Annotated in this window: 16 protein-coding genes and 1 tRNA gene; 11 read left to right on the top strand and 6 right to left on the bottom strand. The window is 68.9% G+C overall.

Annotated features, from left to right (window positions below; all coding sequences use genetic code 11):
- The 7 genes from ACWEOI_RS03795 to ACWEOI_RS03765 all read left to right on the top strand — a co-directional run bounded on the left by ACWEOI_RS03795 (position 1) and on the right by ACWEOI_RS03765 (position 7,155).
- Entirely contained in the window at positions 1-204 is a 204-nt protein-coding gene (locus ACWEOI_RS03795) for a ferredoxin (RefSeq protein ID WP_433669995.1), read from the top strand.
- Positions 201-764, top strand: a complete 564-nt coding sequence (locus tag ACWEOI_RS03790; protein WP_433669997.1) for a nuclear transport factor 2 family protein — start codon at positions 201-203, stop codon at positions 762-764. The genes ACWEOI_RS03795 and ACWEOI_RS03790 overlap by 4 nt, the downstream gene beginning before the upstream one ends.
- A complete protein-coding gene (locus ACWEOI_RS03785) occupies positions 758-2,014 on the top strand; it encodes a hypothetical protein (protein WP_452358862.1) in 1,257 nt (418 codons plus the stop codon). Before ACWEOI_RS03790 ends, ACWEOI_RS03785 begins: the two co-directional genes overlap by 7 nt.
- A gap of 25 nt (positions 2,015-2,039) precedes the next feature.
- Positions 2,040-3,650, top strand: a complete 1,611-nt coding sequence (locus tag ACWEOI_RS03780; protein ID WP_452358861.1) for an acyl-CoA synthetase — start codon at positions 2,040-2,042, stop codon at positions 3,648-3,650.
- Between the two features lie 66 nt (positions 3,651-3,716).
- Positions 3,717-4,427 (top strand): acetoacetate decarboxylase family protein, encoded by a 711-nt coding sequence (locus ACWEOI_RS03775; protein ID WP_452358860.1) that lies wholly within the window; start codon positions 3,717-3,719, stop codon positions 4,425-4,427.
- Positions 4,424-5,194 carry an SDR family NAD(P)-dependent oxidoreductase gene (locus ACWEOI_RS03770; RefSeq protein ID WP_452358859.1) on the top strand — a complete coding sequence of 257 codons (771 nt, stop codon included), beginning with the start codon at positions 4,424-4,426 and terminating at the stop codon, positions 5,192-5,194. The genes ACWEOI_RS03775 and ACWEOI_RS03770 overlap by 4 nt, the downstream gene beginning before the upstream one ends.
- A 179-nt stretch (positions 5,195-5,373) precedes the next feature.
- Positions 5,374-7,155: an ABC transporter ATP-binding protein gene (locus tag ACWEOI_RS03765; protein ID WP_452358858.1), complete on the top strand. Its 1,782-nt coding sequence runs from the start codon at positions 5,374-5,376 to the stop codon at positions 7,153-7,155.
- 47 nt (positions 7,156-7,202) lie between these two features.
- On the opposite strand, the gene ACWEOI_RS03760 is transcribed toward ACWEOI_RS03765, so the two are convergent.
- Positions 7,203-8,024 (bottom strand): crotonase/enoyl-CoA hydratase family protein, encoded by an 822-nt coding sequence (locus ACWEOI_RS03760; protein WP_357087710.1) that lies wholly within the window; start codon positions 8,022-8,024, stop codon positions 7,203-7,205.
- 137 nt (positions 8,025-8,161) lie between these two features.
- Here ACWEOI_RS03760 and ACWEOI_RS03755 point away from each other — a divergent pair, with 137 nt between their 5' ends.
- The gene (locus ACWEOI_RS03755) at positions 8,162-9,751 is read left to right on the top strand and encodes a succinic semialdehyde dehydrogenase (protein ID WP_433670007.1); all 1,590 of its coding nucleotides are present in this window, start codon (positions 8,162-8,164) and stop codon (positions 9,749-9,751) included.
- A 67-nt stretch (positions 9,752-9,818) separates the two neighbouring features.
- On the opposite strand, the gene ACWEOI_RS03750 is transcribed toward ACWEOI_RS03755, so the two are convergent.
- Positions 9,819-10,433 (bottom strand): YbhB/YbcL family Raf kinase inhibitor-like protein, encoded by a 615-nt coding sequence (locus ACWEOI_RS03750; RefSeq protein ID WP_452358857.1) that lies wholly within the window; start codon positions 10,431-10,433, stop codon positions 9,819-9,821.
- Between the two features lie 132 nt (positions 10,434-10,565).
- Here ACWEOI_RS03750 and ACWEOI_RS03745 point away from each other — a divergent pair, with 132 nt between their 5' ends.
- Together ACWEOI_RS03745 and ACWEOI_RS03740 are read left to right on the top strand one after the other, a co-directional pair.
- On the top strand, positions 10,566-11,426 hold the full coding sequence (locus tag ACWEOI_RS03745; RefSeq protein WP_452358856.1) for a helix-turn-helix transcriptional regulator: 861 nt from the start codon (positions 10,566-10,568) through the stop codon (positions 11,424-11,426).
- A gap of 21 nt (positions 11,427-11,447) precedes the next feature.
- Positions 11,448-11,918: a nuclear transport factor 2 family protein gene (locus ACWEOI_RS03740; RefSeq protein WP_452358855.1), complete on the top strand. Its 471-nt coding sequence runs from the start codon at positions 11,448-11,450 to the stop codon at positions 11,916-11,918.
- On the opposite strand, the gene ACWEOI_RS03735 is transcribed toward ACWEOI_RS03740, so the two are convergent.
- Positions 11,915-12,487, bottom strand: coding sequence for a TetR family transcriptional regulator (locus tag ACWEOI_RS03735; protein ID WP_433670014.1), 573 nt, complete (start codon positions 12,485-12,487; stop codon positions 11,915-11,917). The genes ACWEOI_RS03740 and ACWEOI_RS03735 overlap by 4 nt on opposite strands.
- Positions 12,488-12,563: 76 nt before the next feature.
- On the opposite strand from ACWEOI_RS03735, the gene ACWEOI_RS03730 reads away from it, so the two are divergent.
- On the top strand, positions 12,564-13,031 hold the full coding sequence (locus ACWEOI_RS03730; RefSeq protein ID WP_452358854.1) for a cupin domain-containing protein: 468 nt from the start codon (positions 12,564-12,566) through the stop codon (positions 13,029-13,031).
- Between the two features lie 96 nt (positions 13,032-13,127).
- Here ACWEOI_RS03730 and ACWEOI_RS03725 read toward each other — a convergent pair.
- The 3 genes from ACWEOI_RS03725 to ACWEOI_RS03715 form a co-directional block, all read right to left on the bottom strand.
- Positions 13,128-13,201, bottom strand: a tRNA-Pro gene (locus tag ACWEOI_RS03725).
- A gap of 64 nt (positions 13,202-13,265) precedes the next feature.
- The gene (locus tag ACWEOI_RS03720; RefSeq protein ID WP_452358853.1) at positions 13,266-14,348 is read right to left on the bottom strand and encodes a hypothetical protein; all 1,083 of its coding nucleotides are present in this window, start codon (positions 14,346-14,348) and stop codon (positions 13,266-13,268) included.
- A 30-nt stretch (positions 14,349-14,378) separates the two neighbouring features.
- A complete protein-coding gene (locus tag ACWEOI_RS03715; protein WP_452358852.1) occupies positions 14,379-15,410 on the bottom strand; it encodes a hypothetical protein in 1,032 nt (343 codons plus the stop codon).
- Positions 15,411-15,434: the final 24 nt, after the last annotated feature.

The raw sequence follows: 15,434 nt of genomic DNA, 5'->3' as shown, positions 1-15,434 counted from the left end.
ATGCGCCTGGTCGTCGATCTCGACCTCTGCCAGGGCCACGCCGTCTGCCAGGACGAGGCCCCCGACCTCTTCGAGGTGCCCAAACAGGGACAGGTGCGGATCCTGCGCACCGACCCCGGCACCGACCTGGACGCGGCCCGCGCCGCCGTCCGCTACTGCCCGACCCAGGCCCTGTCGCTCGTAGACGACAGCGCTGTCGAATGAAGGAGACAGCCGTGAGCTGGTCCCGAGACGAACTCGACGAGATGATCCGCCGCTGGGTGGACGAGAACAAACAGTGTGAGGCGGCCGGGGACTGGAAACCCCTCGAGCACTTCTACACCGACGACGCCACCTACGGCTGGAACTACGGTCCGCAGCAGGAATTCATGGCCGTCGGGCGCGACGAGATCCGCGATATCGCGCTCGGCCAGGAGATGTTCGGGCTCGAGGGCTGGACATATCCGTACCAGGAATTCGTGGTCGACGAGCGCACCGGCAGCGTGATCGGCTTCTGGAAGCAGGTCAACGATCAGCAGCGGGCCGACGGACGGCCCTACAGCCCGGAAGGGCTCGGCGGCAGCTGGTTCCGCTACGCCGGGAACTACCAGTGGAGCTGGCAGCGCGACTTCTTCGACTTCGGCAATGTGACCGCGCTGTTCGTGGAGATGATCTCGAACAACGCGCTCTCGTCCGGCATGCGCAAGCGCATGGAACGGTCCATGTCGGGCGAACCGCTGCCCGGCTGGTACCCGGTCGGGAAGGGGCCGGCGCCCCTATGGTGACCAGCAGATACGCATCACTCACCAGATCCGAACTGGCCCTGCTGGTTCCGGAACTACTGCTGTGCGGGCACCTCATCGACCGGTCCGGCATGGCGCACGTGCTCGGCGCGCTCGGCCGGGAGGGCATGACCGCGGTCGCCATCGACGAATGGCAGCTGGCCAGCCCGGTCTACACCCGGCGCATGCGGCGGGCGCTCGGCATCACGAGTGACGGGGTGGACGCCATCTTCAAGGGCTTCCAGCTGGATATCGGCGCGCCACCGCAGTTCATGGACTTCCGCTACAAGGTGATCGACCACGATCACGGGGAATTCCATCTCGACCACTGCGGCGCGCTCGCCGACGTCGAGCCGATGGGGACCGAATTCGTGGTGGCCATGTGCCACGACATCGAGGACCCCACCTTCGACGCGACCGCGCTCGCCACCAATCCGTACGCCCAGGTGCGGCCCGTGCACCGGCCGCCCCGCGAACCCGCGGACCGGAAACCGGTGTGCGCGTGGACCGTCACCATCGATCCCGCGCACGAACCGCCGACTCCGCACGAGGACGCGCAGGTGGTGGCCGGGTCCGAGGCCGCCGCCACCGTGCTCGATCCCATCGACCCGGAAGATCCCGGGCAGGCGGACTACGCGGGGCCGCTGCTGAGCGACCTGCGGTTCGAGGACTTCTCGCGCTCGGCGCTGATCCGGATCGCCGACGAGGTGTGCCTGCAGCACCACCTGCTCACCCTCGGCTACCGGACCGCGGTGGAGTCGCGCGCGAAACCGGAAGTGGCGCTGGACATCCTGCGCAAGCAGTTCACCGGCATCGCGGGCCTCACCGCCGAACGCATCCGCACCGCGCTCGGGCTCGGCGACGATATGGCGGCGCTGGCCAAGGTGCTGCGCCTGCACCCGGCGCTGAACCCGGCCGCCTATGTCGACGTCGACGTCACCGCCGAGACCACCGGCGGCGAGCAACTGGTCGAACTGCGCATCGGCCGCGGCTGCGGCGCGGTCGACGACGGCGCCTGGCCGGCTCTGCTCGACCCCGACCATCTCCAGCCGCTCGACGCCCTGGTGCGCGGGGTGAACCCGCGCTTCCACGCCCGGGTTCGCGAGGCCGCCGACTGCGGGCTCACCCTCGAGATCGGTTGCGCCGAACTGCCGTTCCGGGAAGCCGACGAGGTCGCCATCACGCGGTTCAGCTCCGGGGCGGCCTTCACCTTCACCGACCGGGGCACACCGCTGCCGCTCACCGTCCTGTAGCCGGAACACACCAGGAGAAACGGCCATGGCGTGCAACTTCGCCGACCTCTACGAACATTCGGCCGACGCCGTGCCGGACCGGACCGCCGTGATCGAGGGGACACGACGGCTCACCTTCGCCCAGCTCGACGCCCGCGCCAACCGGCTCGCCCACCACCTGGCGGCGGCCGGGGCCAGGCCCGGCACCCACGTCGGGTTCCACATGCACAACAGCATCGAGAGCCTCGAAACCCTGCTCGGCTGCTACAAGATTCGCGCGGTGCCGGTCAATATCAACTACCGGTACCGGGCCGAGGAACTGCGCTACGTCTACGACAACGCCGACCTCGAGATGGCGGTGCACCACCGCTGCTACGCGCCACTCATCGAGGAGATCCGCGATCAGCTGCCGAAGCTGCGGCACACCCTGGTCGTGGAGGACGACCAAGGGGGAGCGGGACTGCCGAGCCGGTCGCTGCCGTACGAGGACGCGCTCGAATCCGCCTCCGACATCCGGGATTTCGGGCCGCGCAGCGCCGACGACCACTTCATCATGTACACCGGCGGCACCACCGGCCTGCCCAAGGGCGTCATCTGGCGGCAGGAGGACATGTGGCGGGTGCTCGGCGGCGGCATCGACTTCTACACCGGTGAACCCGTCGCCGACGAATACCAACAGTCCCGGGTGGCCGCGCAGAACGAGTTCCCCATGACCTGGTTCGTGCTGCCGCCGCTGATCCACGCCGCCGCCATGATGCCCACCTTCACCGCGCTGTGGTCGGGCAACGCGGTGGTGTTCCAGCCGCGCTTCGATCCCGACGAGGTGTGGCGGGTGGTGGCGCGGGAACGGCCGCACGTCCTGGTCGTCACCGGCGACGCCATCGCGCGACCGCTGGTGGACTCGTATCGGGCCGCGCCCGTCGACGCCTCCTCGCTCGTCTCCATCGGATCCGGGGCGGCGCAGCTGACCCAGCCGGTGAAGAACGCACTGCTGGAACTGTTTCCGAGCACCCTGGTCACCGAGTCCATCGGGTCGTCCGAAACCGGTTTCGGCGGAATCGGATTCGCGCAGAAGGACGACGATCCGGCTCGCGCGCCGCGGGTGAACACCGGCCGAGGCGCGCTGGTGGTCGACGATGACGGGCGGCCGGTCGCACCCGGCGGCGAGGGATGGGTGGCCAAGACCGGCAATGTGCCGATCGGGTACTACAAGGATCCGGTCAAGACCGGCAAGCTGTTCCGCACCGTGGACGGCGTGCGGATGGTGATCACCGACGATCGCGCGCGCGTCGAATCCGACGGGTCGGTCACCTTGATCGGGCGCGGCAATATGGTCATCAACACCGGCGGCGAGAAGGTCTTCCCCGAGGAGGTGGAGGCCACGCTCAAGGCGCATCCGTCGGTCTACGACGCGGTCGTGGTGGGGGTGCCGCACGAGCGGTGGGGGCAGCTGGTGGCGGCCGTGGTGTCCCCGGCGGACGGCGATATCGACCTGGCGGCGCTGGAGACCCATGTGCGCGAGCGCCTCGCCGGATACAAACTGGCACGCCGGATCTGGGTGGCCGAGACCGTCGCCCGGACACCGAGTGGGAAGCCCGATTACCGATGGGCGAAGGCATATGTCGCGGAGCGGGCGCCAGACCATGAAAGTAGGTGACCCGGTGAGCGGACGAACTGCGTGAAACGTCCGGCGCGCCTAGGTGAAACCTGTTCTAATTCGAACATGGTTGATGCCCACACCGTGCTCGGGGAGCGGGTCAGCATGCCGGTGCGAATCCGGCACGCGGACGCGAGTTCGGCGCTGTTCCTCGTCGACGCCCGCGCCGCCGCCGAACTGCTCACCGGCACCGGGCTGGAGCCGCTCACCCTGCTCGGCAAGGCCGTGCTCTCGCTGGCCTTCGTGCGCTACGTCGACGGTGACCTCGGGCCGTACCACGAATTCGCGTTCTCGATCATGGCGAAACAGCCCGGACGCCGGGACAGCACCGGGGCCTACATCCACTGGCTGCCGGTGAACCAGAGCTTCACCTGCGCAGCGGGACAGTCGATCTGGGGCTTCCCCAAGCTCATGGCCGACATCGATATCGCGCCCGACGGACGTGGGCACCGGTGCGAGGTCCGCGTCGACGGGCAGTTCGTGCTCGCGCTGCGAGTCGCGGACGGCGTCCCGATGCCCGCCGGCGCGGGCGGGGCCTCCATCGACGCCTACACCTCGCGCAACGGAATCCTGCGTCGCACACCCTGGATCATGAACCCCGGCCAGGTCCGGGGACGGCCGGGCGGCGCGCGCATCCACCTCGGAGACCACCCCGTCTCCGATCAACTGCGCGCCCTCGGGCTGCCCGGGCGGGCACTGTTCTCCAGCCGGATCGGCGCGCTCCGTATGACTTTCGAGGACGCCGCCACCGTCTTGCAGACCCAGGAGGTCCGATGAGCCGCATCGCACTGGTCACCGGAGCGGCCAGCGGTCAGGGCCGCGTCGTCGCGCAACGCCTCGCCGCCGCGGGCTGGCAGGTGGCCGCGGTCGACGTGAACGCCGACGGGCTGGCCGTCACCGCCGCCCGCTCGCCCAATACCCACACCTACGAATGCGATGTCTCCGACGCCGCGCAGGTCCGGGCCGTCGTGGACAAGGTGCGCTCGGAACTGGGGACCATCGACCGGCTGGTGCACGCGGCCGGCATCGGCCATGTGCACGCCTCGGTGCTGGACCACGACGTGGCCCTGATCCGGAAGATGATGGACGTCAACTACATCGGGACCGTCAACCTGGTGCAGGCGGTCGTGCCCGCCATGCGGGACGCGGGCGCGGGGACCGTGGTGCTGTTCGCCTCGCTCGTCGGCTGGCTGCCCTCACCCGGCATGGCCGGATACACCGCGTCCAAGCACGCGGTCATCGGCTTCGCCGAGAGCCTCTCCTACGAACTGCACGGCACCGGCGTGCGACTGCTCGTCCTGTGCCCGCCCGGCGTCGAGACCCCGTTCCTGGACGTGGTCCGCGAGGAGAACGCCAGCGTGCTCGGCAACGCGGTCCCCGTCACCCCGGAATTCGTCGTCGACACCCTGGAAAAGGCGTTGGCCGCACCGAAGACGCCGCTCTACGTGTTCCCCGGAGAGGCTCGGCCCGCCTACTACATGCGGCGATTCCTGCCGGGCGTGGCGCGCGCCATCATCCGGCGCACCATCCGTCCGGTCGAGTAGATCCCCCGAACGTGGATGCCGGCACGTGCTCCGATCGGCATCCGCTCCGGTGCTGGGCGGCCGGGCTCTGCGGCCGCCCAGCACCCGTATCCCGCAACCATCCAGCGATAATTCAGTAGCGCTATCACTCCCCTCCGGGCACTCTGGGCTCTCTGCAAGCACTAGCCGAGAGGGGATGAATGAGTACGCGCACGTCCGCGGTACGGCTGGTTCTGCGCTATTACGGCCGGGAAATGGCCCGGCGCAAAGCCATCACGATCACGGCCATGCTGGGGCCCGCCTTCGGCAATATCTGCCAGCTCTACATCGCGCCGCTGCTGGTCGCGATTGTCGTCGGCAAGGTCGCCGCCACCGGCGACTCGTCCATCGGCGCGCTCGCGCCCTACGTGGTGGGGTTCGGCGCGCTGCTGTTCATCGCCGAGGTGTGCTGGCGCATCGGCATCCACTTCCTGAACCGGTTGGACGCCAACGGGATCGAGAATCTCTACAACACCGCGATGGACGAACTCCTCGCCAAGGACTCCGCGTTCTTCCACAACAACTTCGCGGGCTCGCTGACCAAGCGCGCGCTGAGTTTCGCCACCCGGTTCGAGGACTTCGCCGACACCTTCGCCTTCGAGATCGTCGCCGCCTTCGTGCCGCTGACCTTCGCGTCGGTGGTGCTGTGGCGCTACGACCCGATGCTGGTCATCGTGCTGCTCGGCCTCATCGCCGTCAGCGGCGTGGTCGTCGCCCCGCTCATCCGCCGCCGCCAGCATCTGGTCGACGATCGTGAGGCGGCCATCGCCCTGGTGTCCGGGCACGTCTCCGACACCCTGTCGAACATGCAGGCGGTGCGGGCCTTCGCGGCCGAACCCGAGGAGATCGCCGAACACCGGCGGCGGGTCGCGGTGCAACGGCGAAAGTCGTTGCTGTCGTGGGACTACAACAATCTCTACATCGACACCGCCATCACCCCGCTGATGGTGATCGTCAATGTGGCCGGTCTGCTCATCGCCCTCGGCATGGGCGGCGGGCACGCGTCGGTCGAGGTGATCATGGTGGCCTTCACCTACTACTGGAACGCCACCGGGATCATGTTCCGGTTCAACCAGATCTACCGGCGGCTGGAGAGCACCACCACCGAGGCCGCGCAGTTCACCGAACTACTGCTGGAATCGCCGACCGTGCTAGACGTCGCCGAACCGGAACCCCTGCGGCCCAAGGGGTCCGACATCCGGTTCGAGCAGGTGAACTTCGCGCACCCGGGGGCGCAGCCGCTGTTCCGCGGCCTGGATCTGGACGTGCCCAGCGGCGCGCGCATCGGTCTGGTCGGCCGGTCCGGCGGCGGCAAGAGCACGCTCACCCAGCTGCTGCTGCGCATGATGGACATCGACGGCGGCGTGATCCGCATTGGTGGACAGGACATCTCGCGACTGCGTCAGAGCGATCTGCGCAGCCTGCTGTCCTACGTGCCGCAGGACCCGGCCATGTTCCACCGGTCGCTGAGCGACAACATCCGCTTCGCCCGGCCCGAGGCCACCGATGAGGAGGTGCGGCGCGCCGCCAAGGCCGCGCACGTCACCGAATTCGCGGACGGGCTGCCCGACGGCATGGACACGCTCATCGGCGAGCGCGGCGTGAAACTGTCCGGCGGACAACGCCAGCGGGTCGCGCTCGCGCGGGCGATCCTGCGCGACGCGCCGATCCTGCTCCTGGACGAGGCCACCAGCGCCCTCGACTCCGAGAGCGAGCTCCTGGTGCAACAGGCGCTCTGGGAGTTGATGGAAGGGCGTACGGCGCTGGTGGTCGCGCACCGGCTGAGCACCGTGGCCGGGATGGACCGGCTCATCGTGCTCGATCGCGGGCGGATCGTCGAACAGGGCAGCCACGAAGAGTTGCTGCACGGTGAAGGCACCTATGCGCAGCTGTGGCGGCACCAGTCCGGCGGATTCCTCGCCGAGGAAGTGGCCGCCCGCTGATGGTTCGAGGTGGTGACGGGAGAGGTTCCGTCGCCACCTCGAATTCCTCAGTTGCCCTGGAAGTTCGGCTTGCGCTTCTCGGCGAACGCGCGCGGGCCTTCCTTGGCGTCATTGCTGCGGAAGACCGGCAGACCGACCTTGGCGTCGATCTTGAACGCCTCTTCCTCGTGCAGGCCCTCGGTGTCGCGGATGACCTTCAGGATCGCCTGCACGGCCAGCGGGCCGTTGTTGTTGATCAGCTCGGCGATCTCCAGGGCCTTGTCCAGCGCGGTGCCGTCCGGCACCACGTGGCCGATCAGACCGAAGTTCAGCGCCTCCGCGGCGGTGATGTGGCGGCCGGTCAGCAGCAGCTCCGCGGCCACGGTGTACGGGATCTGGCGCGGCAGGCGCACCGCCGAGCCGCCCATCGGGAACAGGCTCCACTTCGCCTCGGACACACCGAACTTGGCGCTCTCACCGGCGATGCGGATGTCGGTGCCCTGCAGGATCTCGGTGCCACCCGCGATGGCCGCGCCCTCGACCGCCGCGATCAGCGGCTTGGTCAGACGGCGGCCCTTGAGCAGACCCGGCATGCGGGACGGGTCGAAGGCCGAACCCTCCTTCATGCCGTCCTCGGGCTTGTTCTTGTTCATGTTCTTCAGGTCCGCGCCCGCGCAGAACGCGCCGCCGGCACCGGTGAGGATGCAGGAGCGGATCTCCGGATCGTTGTCGACCGTGTCCCACGCCTCGGTCATGATGGCCAGCATCTCGCCGGTCAGCGCATTCTTGGACTTCGGGCGGTTCATGGTGACGATGAGCGTCGCGCCACGCTTCTCGACCAGCGCGTGCGGCTCGGTGTTGGCGGGGGTTTCAGCAGTCGCTGCGGTCATCGCCGACCCTTCTTTCGATATGGACGAACCAAGATTCCGGCACGAAAGTACCCCGCGCCGTTGTCCTAAACAATAACGTGTTCTAGTTTGGATCATGGTGACCGCCGTCACGGGCGGCAAGTAGTGGAGAGAGTCCCATGAGCACAACGAGCAAGGCCAAGCTGCCGCCGCGCGTCACGGAATCCCTCGTCAACCGGCTGACCGCGATGGTGACCGCGGGCAAGGCCGGCGAGGCCCGCGAGCCCTTCGAGATGACCGAGGTCTACACCGGCGACGTCGTCGGCTACCTGCCCCAATCCTCCCCCGAAGACGTGGTGGCAGCGGCCGAAATGGCCCGCGCCGCGCAGAAGGAATGGGCCGCCCGGCCGCTCAAGGACCGTCTCGCCGTGTTCGAGCGCGCCCACGAGCTGCTGCTCACCGAGATCGAGACGCTCGCCGACCTGATCCAGATCGGCTGCGGCAAGGCCCGGCGCATGGCCATCGAGGAAGTGTGCGACACCCCGCTGGTGATCGCGCAATACCTCAAGACGGCCGAGAAGACGCTCAAGCCCAAGAAGCGCTCCGGGCCCATGCCGGTCATCACCTCCTCCACCGAGGAGCACCGGCCGAAGGGCGTCGTCGCGGTCATCGCGCCGTGGAACTTCCCGTTCGCCATCTCCATGTCCGACTCCACCCCGGCGCTCATCGCGGGCAACGGCGTGATCATGAAGCCGGACAACAAGACCGCGCTGTGCACGCTGTACGGCATCGAACTGCTGCACAAGGCGGGGCTGCCGCGCGGGCTCGTCCAGGTGGTCTGCGGCGTCGGCCCCGACGTCGGCCCGACCCTGATCGACAATGTCGAGTTCGTCATGTTCACCGGCTCCACCGCCACCGGCCGCACCATCGGCGAGCAGTCCGGGCGCAACCTCATCGGATGCAGCCTCGAGCTCGGCGGCAAGAACCCGATGATCGTGCTCGACGACGTCAACTTCGACGAGGCCATCCCGTCGATCCTGTTCGCCGCCTTCGGCAACGCCGGCCAGATCTGCATGCACATCGAGCGCATCTACGTGCAGGAACGCATCTACGACGAGTTCCTGCGCCGGTTCAGCGCGGCCGCGGAGGAACTCGCCGCGAAGACGGGCGCGTCCTACGACTTCGAACCCGAGATGGGGTCGCTGGTCTCCGTCGACCACATGAAGCGCGTGGCGGCGCATGTCGACGAGGCACGGGAGAAGGGCGCGACCGTCGTCACCGGCGGCAACCCGCGTCCCGATCTCGGACCGGCCTTCTTCGAGCCGACCGTCCTCACCGACGTCACCAAGGACATGGCGCTGGCCACCATGGAGACCTTCGGGCCGGTCGTCAGCATCTACAAGTACAAGACCGACGACGAGGCCGTGGCGCTCGCGAACGACACCGCGTATGGACTGAACGCCGCCATCTGGACCGGAAACATCGACCGTGCAACGAAACTCGCCGAGCGCATCGATTCCGGCTCGATCAACATCAACGACGGCTTCATCACCAGCTACGCCGCCAAGGGCACGCCGTCGGGCGGCGTCAAGCAGTCCGGCGTCGGCACCCGGCACGGCGCGGCCGGCCTGCTGAAGTACACCGACACCATCAATGTCGGTGTCCAGAAGAAGCAGATCATGGCCTCCCGCTCGTCCATGCCGTACGAGAAGCAGCTCAAGTCGACCCTGGTCACGCTGCGCCTCATGCGTCGCCTGCACCTGGGCTGACGGCTGCGGTAAACCGTTCCACGACACAGGGTCCCGGCCGAGATGGCCGGGACCCTGTGCGTTCGGGTCAGGGGCGCTGCGCGGTCAGCGACAGGTGCGCGACGCCGATGATGTGCGAGCCCATCGAGAACGAGGCGACCGCCGGGGTGGTGGCGGCGGGCAGGCCCAGGCTCGGGGTGTCCAGGGCCAGGACCGAGATCTGATAGGTGTGCGGTCGGTCGCCGGCGGGCGGGCATGGGCCCAGGTAGCCGGGGGCGCCCGCGTCATTGGTCCCCGCGACGCCCGCCGCGCCCGCGGTGAAATCGGTTGCGGTGGCGGGGATATCCCAGTTCAGCCAGTGCCAGAAGCCCGCGCCGGTCGGGGCGTCCGGATCGAACATGGTGACCGCGAAGCTCTTCGCGGCCGCCGGAGCTCCCGACCATTGCAAGCGCGGGGCGTGATTGGCGGCGGTGCAGCCGAACGCTCCCGCGTAGAAGTCTGCGGGGAAGGCGTGCTCGGCGGTGCCGTCCGGGGTGGTGACCGTGAACTGCGCGGCCGAGGCCGGGACCACGGGCCGAACCTGCACGGACGCAGCCGGATTCGTGGTGGTGGGCGTCGAATCCCCGTCATTGCCGCAGGCGGCGGCGGACAGCAGGGCCGCCACGGCGAAGGTCGCGGAAACGGTGCGTGCGATGCGAGTCATGGCGGTTCTCCTCGTGTTCGAATGACACGACGAGCATCCCGGAATCCGGAAGCCCCAGGGAGAGCCTCCGCACCCTGGTATTCCGCGTACCACCCGGCCGCTCCTACGCTGGTCCCGAGTGAAGGAGCGAGCGTGGACACAACGACATCCGGCCAGGAGCTCGGCGCGTTCCTACGCGCCATGCGTGAGCGGCTGACACCGGAGCAAGCGGGTCTCCCGGCCGTCGGCCGACGCCGCACCCCCGGCTTGCGCAGGCAGGAAGTCGCGCAGCTCGCCGCCGTCAGCATCGACTGGTACATCCGCCTCGAACAGGGCCGCGTCGGCACCCCCGGCGCCGCGATCCTCGACGCCCTCGCCGAGGCGCTGCGCCTCACCGGCACCGAACGCGCCCACCTCCACCTCATCGCCCGCGGCGCCACACCCCCGGCCCGCACCCCCGTCGCCGCCCCGCCCGCCTCGCTCCTGGCGATCCTCGACGGCATGCCCGCCCTTCCCGCCTACCTGACCGACTTCCGCCTGGACGTCCTCGCCCGCAACACCGCCGCCGTGGCCCTCTTCGGCCCCGGATTCGACTCCGGCACCAATACCGCCCGCCTGACCCTCCTCGATCCCGGCATCCGTGCCAGTCAACTCGACTGGGCGCGCATCGCCCGCGAGACCGTCGGCATCCTCCGCCGCAACCAGGCCCGCCACCCGGCCGACCCTGGTCTGCGCGCCCTCATCGCCGAATTGCACACGGACAGCCCCGAATTCGCCGACTGGTGGGACGACCACACCGTCCAGGACCGCAGCCACGGCACCAAACGCATCCGCCACCCCGAAGCCGGCGACCTCACCGTCGCCTACGACAGCCTCACCAGCCCCAATGACCCCGACCACACCCTCACGATCCTCACCCCGGCGGACCCCGCCACCACCGCCGCCCTGCGCACCCTCCTCACCGCCCACGCAAACCGCCTGGCCACCACCCGACTTCGCCCCGTCGCCGGGTGACCGACGCGTATCGTCCGCTCCATGAGCACCGCCGCCGACACCACCGCCGTGACGAACCTGATCGCGAAATACGCCGACCTGATCGACACCGGAGACTTCGCCGGCGTCGGCGCGCTGTTCGAGGACGCCGAATTCGTCGGCAACGGCGGATCGGTCCGCGGCAGCGCCGCCATCGAGCGCATGTTCACCAGCCTGGTGATTCGCTACGACGACGGCACCCCACGCACCCACCACGTCACCACCAACATCGCGCTGGAATTCGACGACCCGGCGACCACGGCCACGGCGCGCGCCTACTTCACCGTCTTCCAGGCCCTCCCGGACCTGCCCTTGCAGGCCATAGCCGCGGGCCGCTACCGCGACCGCTTCCAATGCCTCGACGGGCAGTGGCGATTCGCCGAGCGCCGAGTCACGATGCACTTGACGGGCGACCTCAGCCGCCACCTGCGCATGCCGAACGCGGCCACGCGAGACAACCACGGGGCCGGTTAGACCCGCAGCCCCTCGTACAACAGGGTGAGCAACCGGCGCCAGTCGCCGCTACCGGAGCGAATGGTGGCCGACAGCGCGCCGACGACCATGTAGACGTCGGCGACGGACAGGTCCGGGCGCACCGTTCCGGCGGCCCGATCGGATTCGATGAGGGCGCCGATGATCTCGGCGAGCTGTTCCAGGGCCGCACCGCGCGGTTCACTGCCGCGCGATCGGCGGGCGGCTTCGATGGCAGCCGACAATCCGCTGTCGGCCGCCAGGATGGTGCCGACATGGGTCAGGTAGCGCAGCACCGCGCGTCCGGGCTCGGAGCGGTCCAGGCATTCGGTGCGCGCGTACTCCCCGATCTCGGCGAAGCGTTGCGCGGCCGCGGCTTCGATCAGGTCGGCCTGGGTCGGGAAGTGCCGGTACACGGTGCCGATCCCGACACCCGCGGCCCGCGCCACCTCCGGCAGCTGGACCTGGCTTCCCCGCTCCGCGAACAGGTTTCGTGCGGCGTCCAGGATGCGGTCACGATTGCGGGAGGCATCCGCGCGCGGCTTGCGCGACGGTGATGATGGGCTTGACACCTGGGTTCCCTTCCGGCCTACACTCAAAACGGATCCGGATTCCGGTTCCGTTTCTCTTGAGTCGAAGGGTACCACCATGTCCCACAATCGATTTCTGCTGCTCGACGTCGGCGCGGTTCGACCGGGCCGCGTGCCCCTGCCGCCCGCGTTCGCCGTGAAGGCCACCACCGCCGATACCGAAGGCCGCTTCTCACTCCTGGAAGTCACCCTCGCGCACGACATCCCCCGCCACACCCATCATGTGGCCGACGAATGCATCTACGTGCTGGACGGCACGCTCGAAGTGGAATTCGACGACCGGGTCGAGCGCGCCACCGCCGGGATGTTCGTCCTACTCCCACATGGCATTCCGCACGCGCTGCGCCGCGGCTCCGCCCTCCCGCCGCGGCTCATCCAGATCTCGTCACCGGGCGGCTGGGAGTGCTATCTGGAGGATCTGATCGAGGCGGGGCCGACCGTGTTCACCGCGGGCGCCCTCGACCCGGCCAAGATCAACCCCATTGCCGCCGGGCATCGCATCCGGTACGAGGAACCCGCGGTGTGACCGGACCCGATCGCGGGTCCACGGTCTGAACTCGGGAAACACAAAACCCCCGGCTCTGGTAAGAGCCGGGGGCCGAGTTGTGTCTCAACCACACAGTCGGGGTGACAGGATTTGAACCTGCGACCTCTTCGTCCCGAACGAAGCGCGCTACCAAGCTGCGCCACACCCCGTGAAGTGAACCTGCAGTAGCTTAGCGCACCCGTTGTCCAGGTGTTAAATCGGCTGGTCAGGGGGCTAAAGGAGGCGGAAAGTGGCGAAGATTCGGCGGGCTAGATCGGCCGAGACGGAGCGGTCCACGCCGGTGTCGGCGACTATGACCAGGACCAGGGAGCCGCTGGTGGGGCCGGCGCTCACGGCGTACGTGAAGACCGAGAACGTGGTAGCGCAGCCGGCGGGGGCGGTGAGGGTGCCGGTGGTCTCGACGAAGGTGCCGTGGAGGGTGTTGTCGCCGGAGTCCAGGGGTTGGGGGGTGCCCGCTTTCGACGAGGATTGGGTGGACCAGCCGATGCGGGCGGCGTGGGCGCCGATGTCGGTGGCCGCGGCGGTGGCGTCGGAGAGATCGGAGGTGGAGAGAAACATGTTGGTGCGCACATTGTTCGGGCAGTAGTCGACGCCCTCCTGGGCGAAACCGGCGGCGGGGATGTGGTCGGCGTCGGTGCCGTACTTGGCGGTGGAGAGGTCGACGGTCCAGTCCTGGGGGACGTCCCAGGCGGCCTTCAGGTCCTTGGGGACCACCACCTGGTAGCCGGGGATGCGTGGGGTCAGAGTGGAGGCCGGGGCGGTCGTGGAGGTGCGCGGGGCCGTGGTGGTCGGCTCGGCCGACGACGGTGGAGTGGTGGGATCCGGGGTGGAGCCGGAATCGCGCACGACGAACACGATGGCGGCGATGGCGACGATCGCCACCACGACCGCGCCGATGGCCGCCAGCAGCCACAGGCGGCCACGATCGCCGCGCGGGGGTGGATAGGTGCCGGGCAGTGGCGAGCCGGGTGACACGGGGGCGGGGCCGGTGCCGTACGAATTCGCGACTGGTGGAACCGGATTCGGCCCCGAGGCGTAGGGATTGGGGTCGGACGCGTACGGGTTACGGCCGGACGCTTGGGGATTCGGTCCGGAGGCGTGCGGATTCGAACCGGAAACCTGGGGGCTCGGTCCGGATCGGTACGGGTTCGGTTCGGGGGCAGGGGGATTCGGGGTCGGGCGGTACGGCGGCACAGGCGGGGTGGCGGGGCGGTTGTGGACCGGGCCCTGCCACCAGTCGCCGCTGGATGCCGTTCGATCCGGGTCGTCGCCCTGGTCGTCGCGTTCTCCGCTCACCGCAGCCCCCTGTCCGACGAGTCGTGCCGCCTACTGGATCGGGCGGATGCTGGCGAGGATCTTCTTCGCCAAGGTCGCGTCCACCGCCTGCGCGACTCCGGTGTCCGCGGCGATCGTGAACACGAAAGCGCCGCTGTCGCCGGGAAACGCGAAGGTGTAGATCGAGTAGGTCGACGCACAACCCGAGGTCGACGGGGTGGCCGTCCCCTTGGTCTCCAGGTAGACGCCCTGCAACTGTCCGTCCGAGGACTGGAACGACTCGGGTGCGCCGGGCGTGGTGCCGGTGGAGGTGGACCAGCCGATGCGGCCCAGGCGGGTTCCGATGTCGGTGGCGGCCTTGCCCGGATCGGTCTCGTCGGACTGGGTCAGGAAGACGTTGGTGCGCACGTTCTCCGGGCAGTAGTCGACGCCGTCCTGCGCCAGCCCGGCCACCGGAACGGAGTCCGTGCCCTTGCTGAACGAGTCCTGACCGGTGTGGTCCAGCTTCCAGCCCTGCGGAATGTCATAGGCCGCACCGTTGTTCGGGATCGTCACGACCTGATAGCCGGGAATCACCGCGCCGGGCGTATCGGTCGCCTTCGGGGCGGTGGTCTTGCCGGGCGTCGGCTTGCCCGAGGACGGCGGCTTGGCGGTGGTCGAGGTGAGCGCGCTGATCAGCGACGGCGTCGTATTCGACTTGGCCGACGGCGAATTCGAGCCCTTGTTCACCAGCGCGACCACCACCACGGCCGCGACGATCGCCACCACCAGCACGGCGAGCCCGCCGAACAACCACGCCTTGCTCTTACCGCCGCCAGGCGGCGGGGGATACGGCTGCTGACCGTAGCCGGGCGGCTGGGCGAACGCCTGCGTCGGCGGATACTGCGGCGGCGGCGCGTACTGCCCGGCGGGCATCGGCGTGGTCGGCTGATACCCCTGCTGCGGCCACGCCGGCGGCTGATTCGGCTGGGGCGCCGGATATCCCGGCTGTCCCCATCCCGGCTCCTGCGCGGGCGCGCCCTGCCACCAATTCGGATCGGGTTCCGAACCGGCCTCGTCGCGGTGGTTGTCTCCACTGGTCACGATGGCCCCCTGACTGACGACTAC

The sequence above is a fragment of the Nocardia sp. NPDC004340 genome (assembly GCF_053602575.1).
Note: the sequence above shows the minus strand (reverse complement) of the source record. Positions and strands in the feature narration are given on the sequence as shown.

Bases quoted from the DNA above. Each gene is read 5' to 3' on its own strand.
- ACWEOI_RS03775 (WP_452358860.1), top strand. From the start codon at position 3,717: ATGGTTGATGCCCACACCGTGCTCGGGGAGCGGGTCAGCATGCCGGTG.
- ACWEOI_RS03790 (WP_433669997.1), top strand. From the start codon at position 201: ATGAAGGAGACAGCCGTGAGCTGGTCCCGAGACGAACTCGACGAGATG.
- ACWEOI_RS03730 (WP_452358854.1), top strand. From the start codon at position 12,564: ATGTCCCACAATCGATTTCTGCTGCTCGACGTCGGCGCGGTTCGACCG.
- ACWEOI_RS03780 (WP_452358861.1), top strand. From the start codon at position 2,040: ATGGCGTGCAACTTCGCCGACCTCTACGAACATTCGGCCGACGCCGTG.
- ACWEOI_RS03765 (WP_452358858.1), top strand. From the start codon at position 5,374: ATGAGTACGCGCACGTCCGCGGTACGGCTGGTTCTGCGCTATTACGGC.
- ACWEOI_RS03755 (WP_433670007.1), top strand. From the start codon at position 8,162: ATGAGCACAACGAGCAAGGCCAAGCTGCCGCCGCGCGTCACGGAATCC.
- ACWEOI_RS03795 (WP_433669995.1), top strand. From the start codon at position 1: ATGCGCCTGGTCGTCGATCTCGACCTCTGCCAGGGCCACGCCGTCTGC.
- ACWEOI_RS03770 (WP_452358859.1), top strand. From the start codon at position 4,424: ATGAGCCGCATCGCACTGGTCACCGGAGCGGCCAGCGGTCAGGGCCGC.
- ACWEOI_RS03750 (WP_452358857.1), bottom strand. From the start codon at position 10,433: ATGACTCGCATCGCACGCACCGTTTCCGCGACCTTCGCCGTGGCGGCC.
- ACWEOI_RS03785 (WP_452358862.1), top strand. From the start codon at position 758: ATGGTGACCAGCAGATACGCATCACTCACCAGATCCGAACTGGCCCTG.
- ACWEOI_RS03760 (WP_357087710.1), bottom strand. From the start codon at position 8,024: ATGACCGCAGCGACTGCTGAAACCCCCGCCAACACCGAGCCGCACGCG.
- ACWEOI_RS03740 (WP_452358855.1), top strand. From the start codon at position 11,448: ATGAGCACCGCCGCCGACACCACCGCCGTGACGAACCTGATCGCGAAA.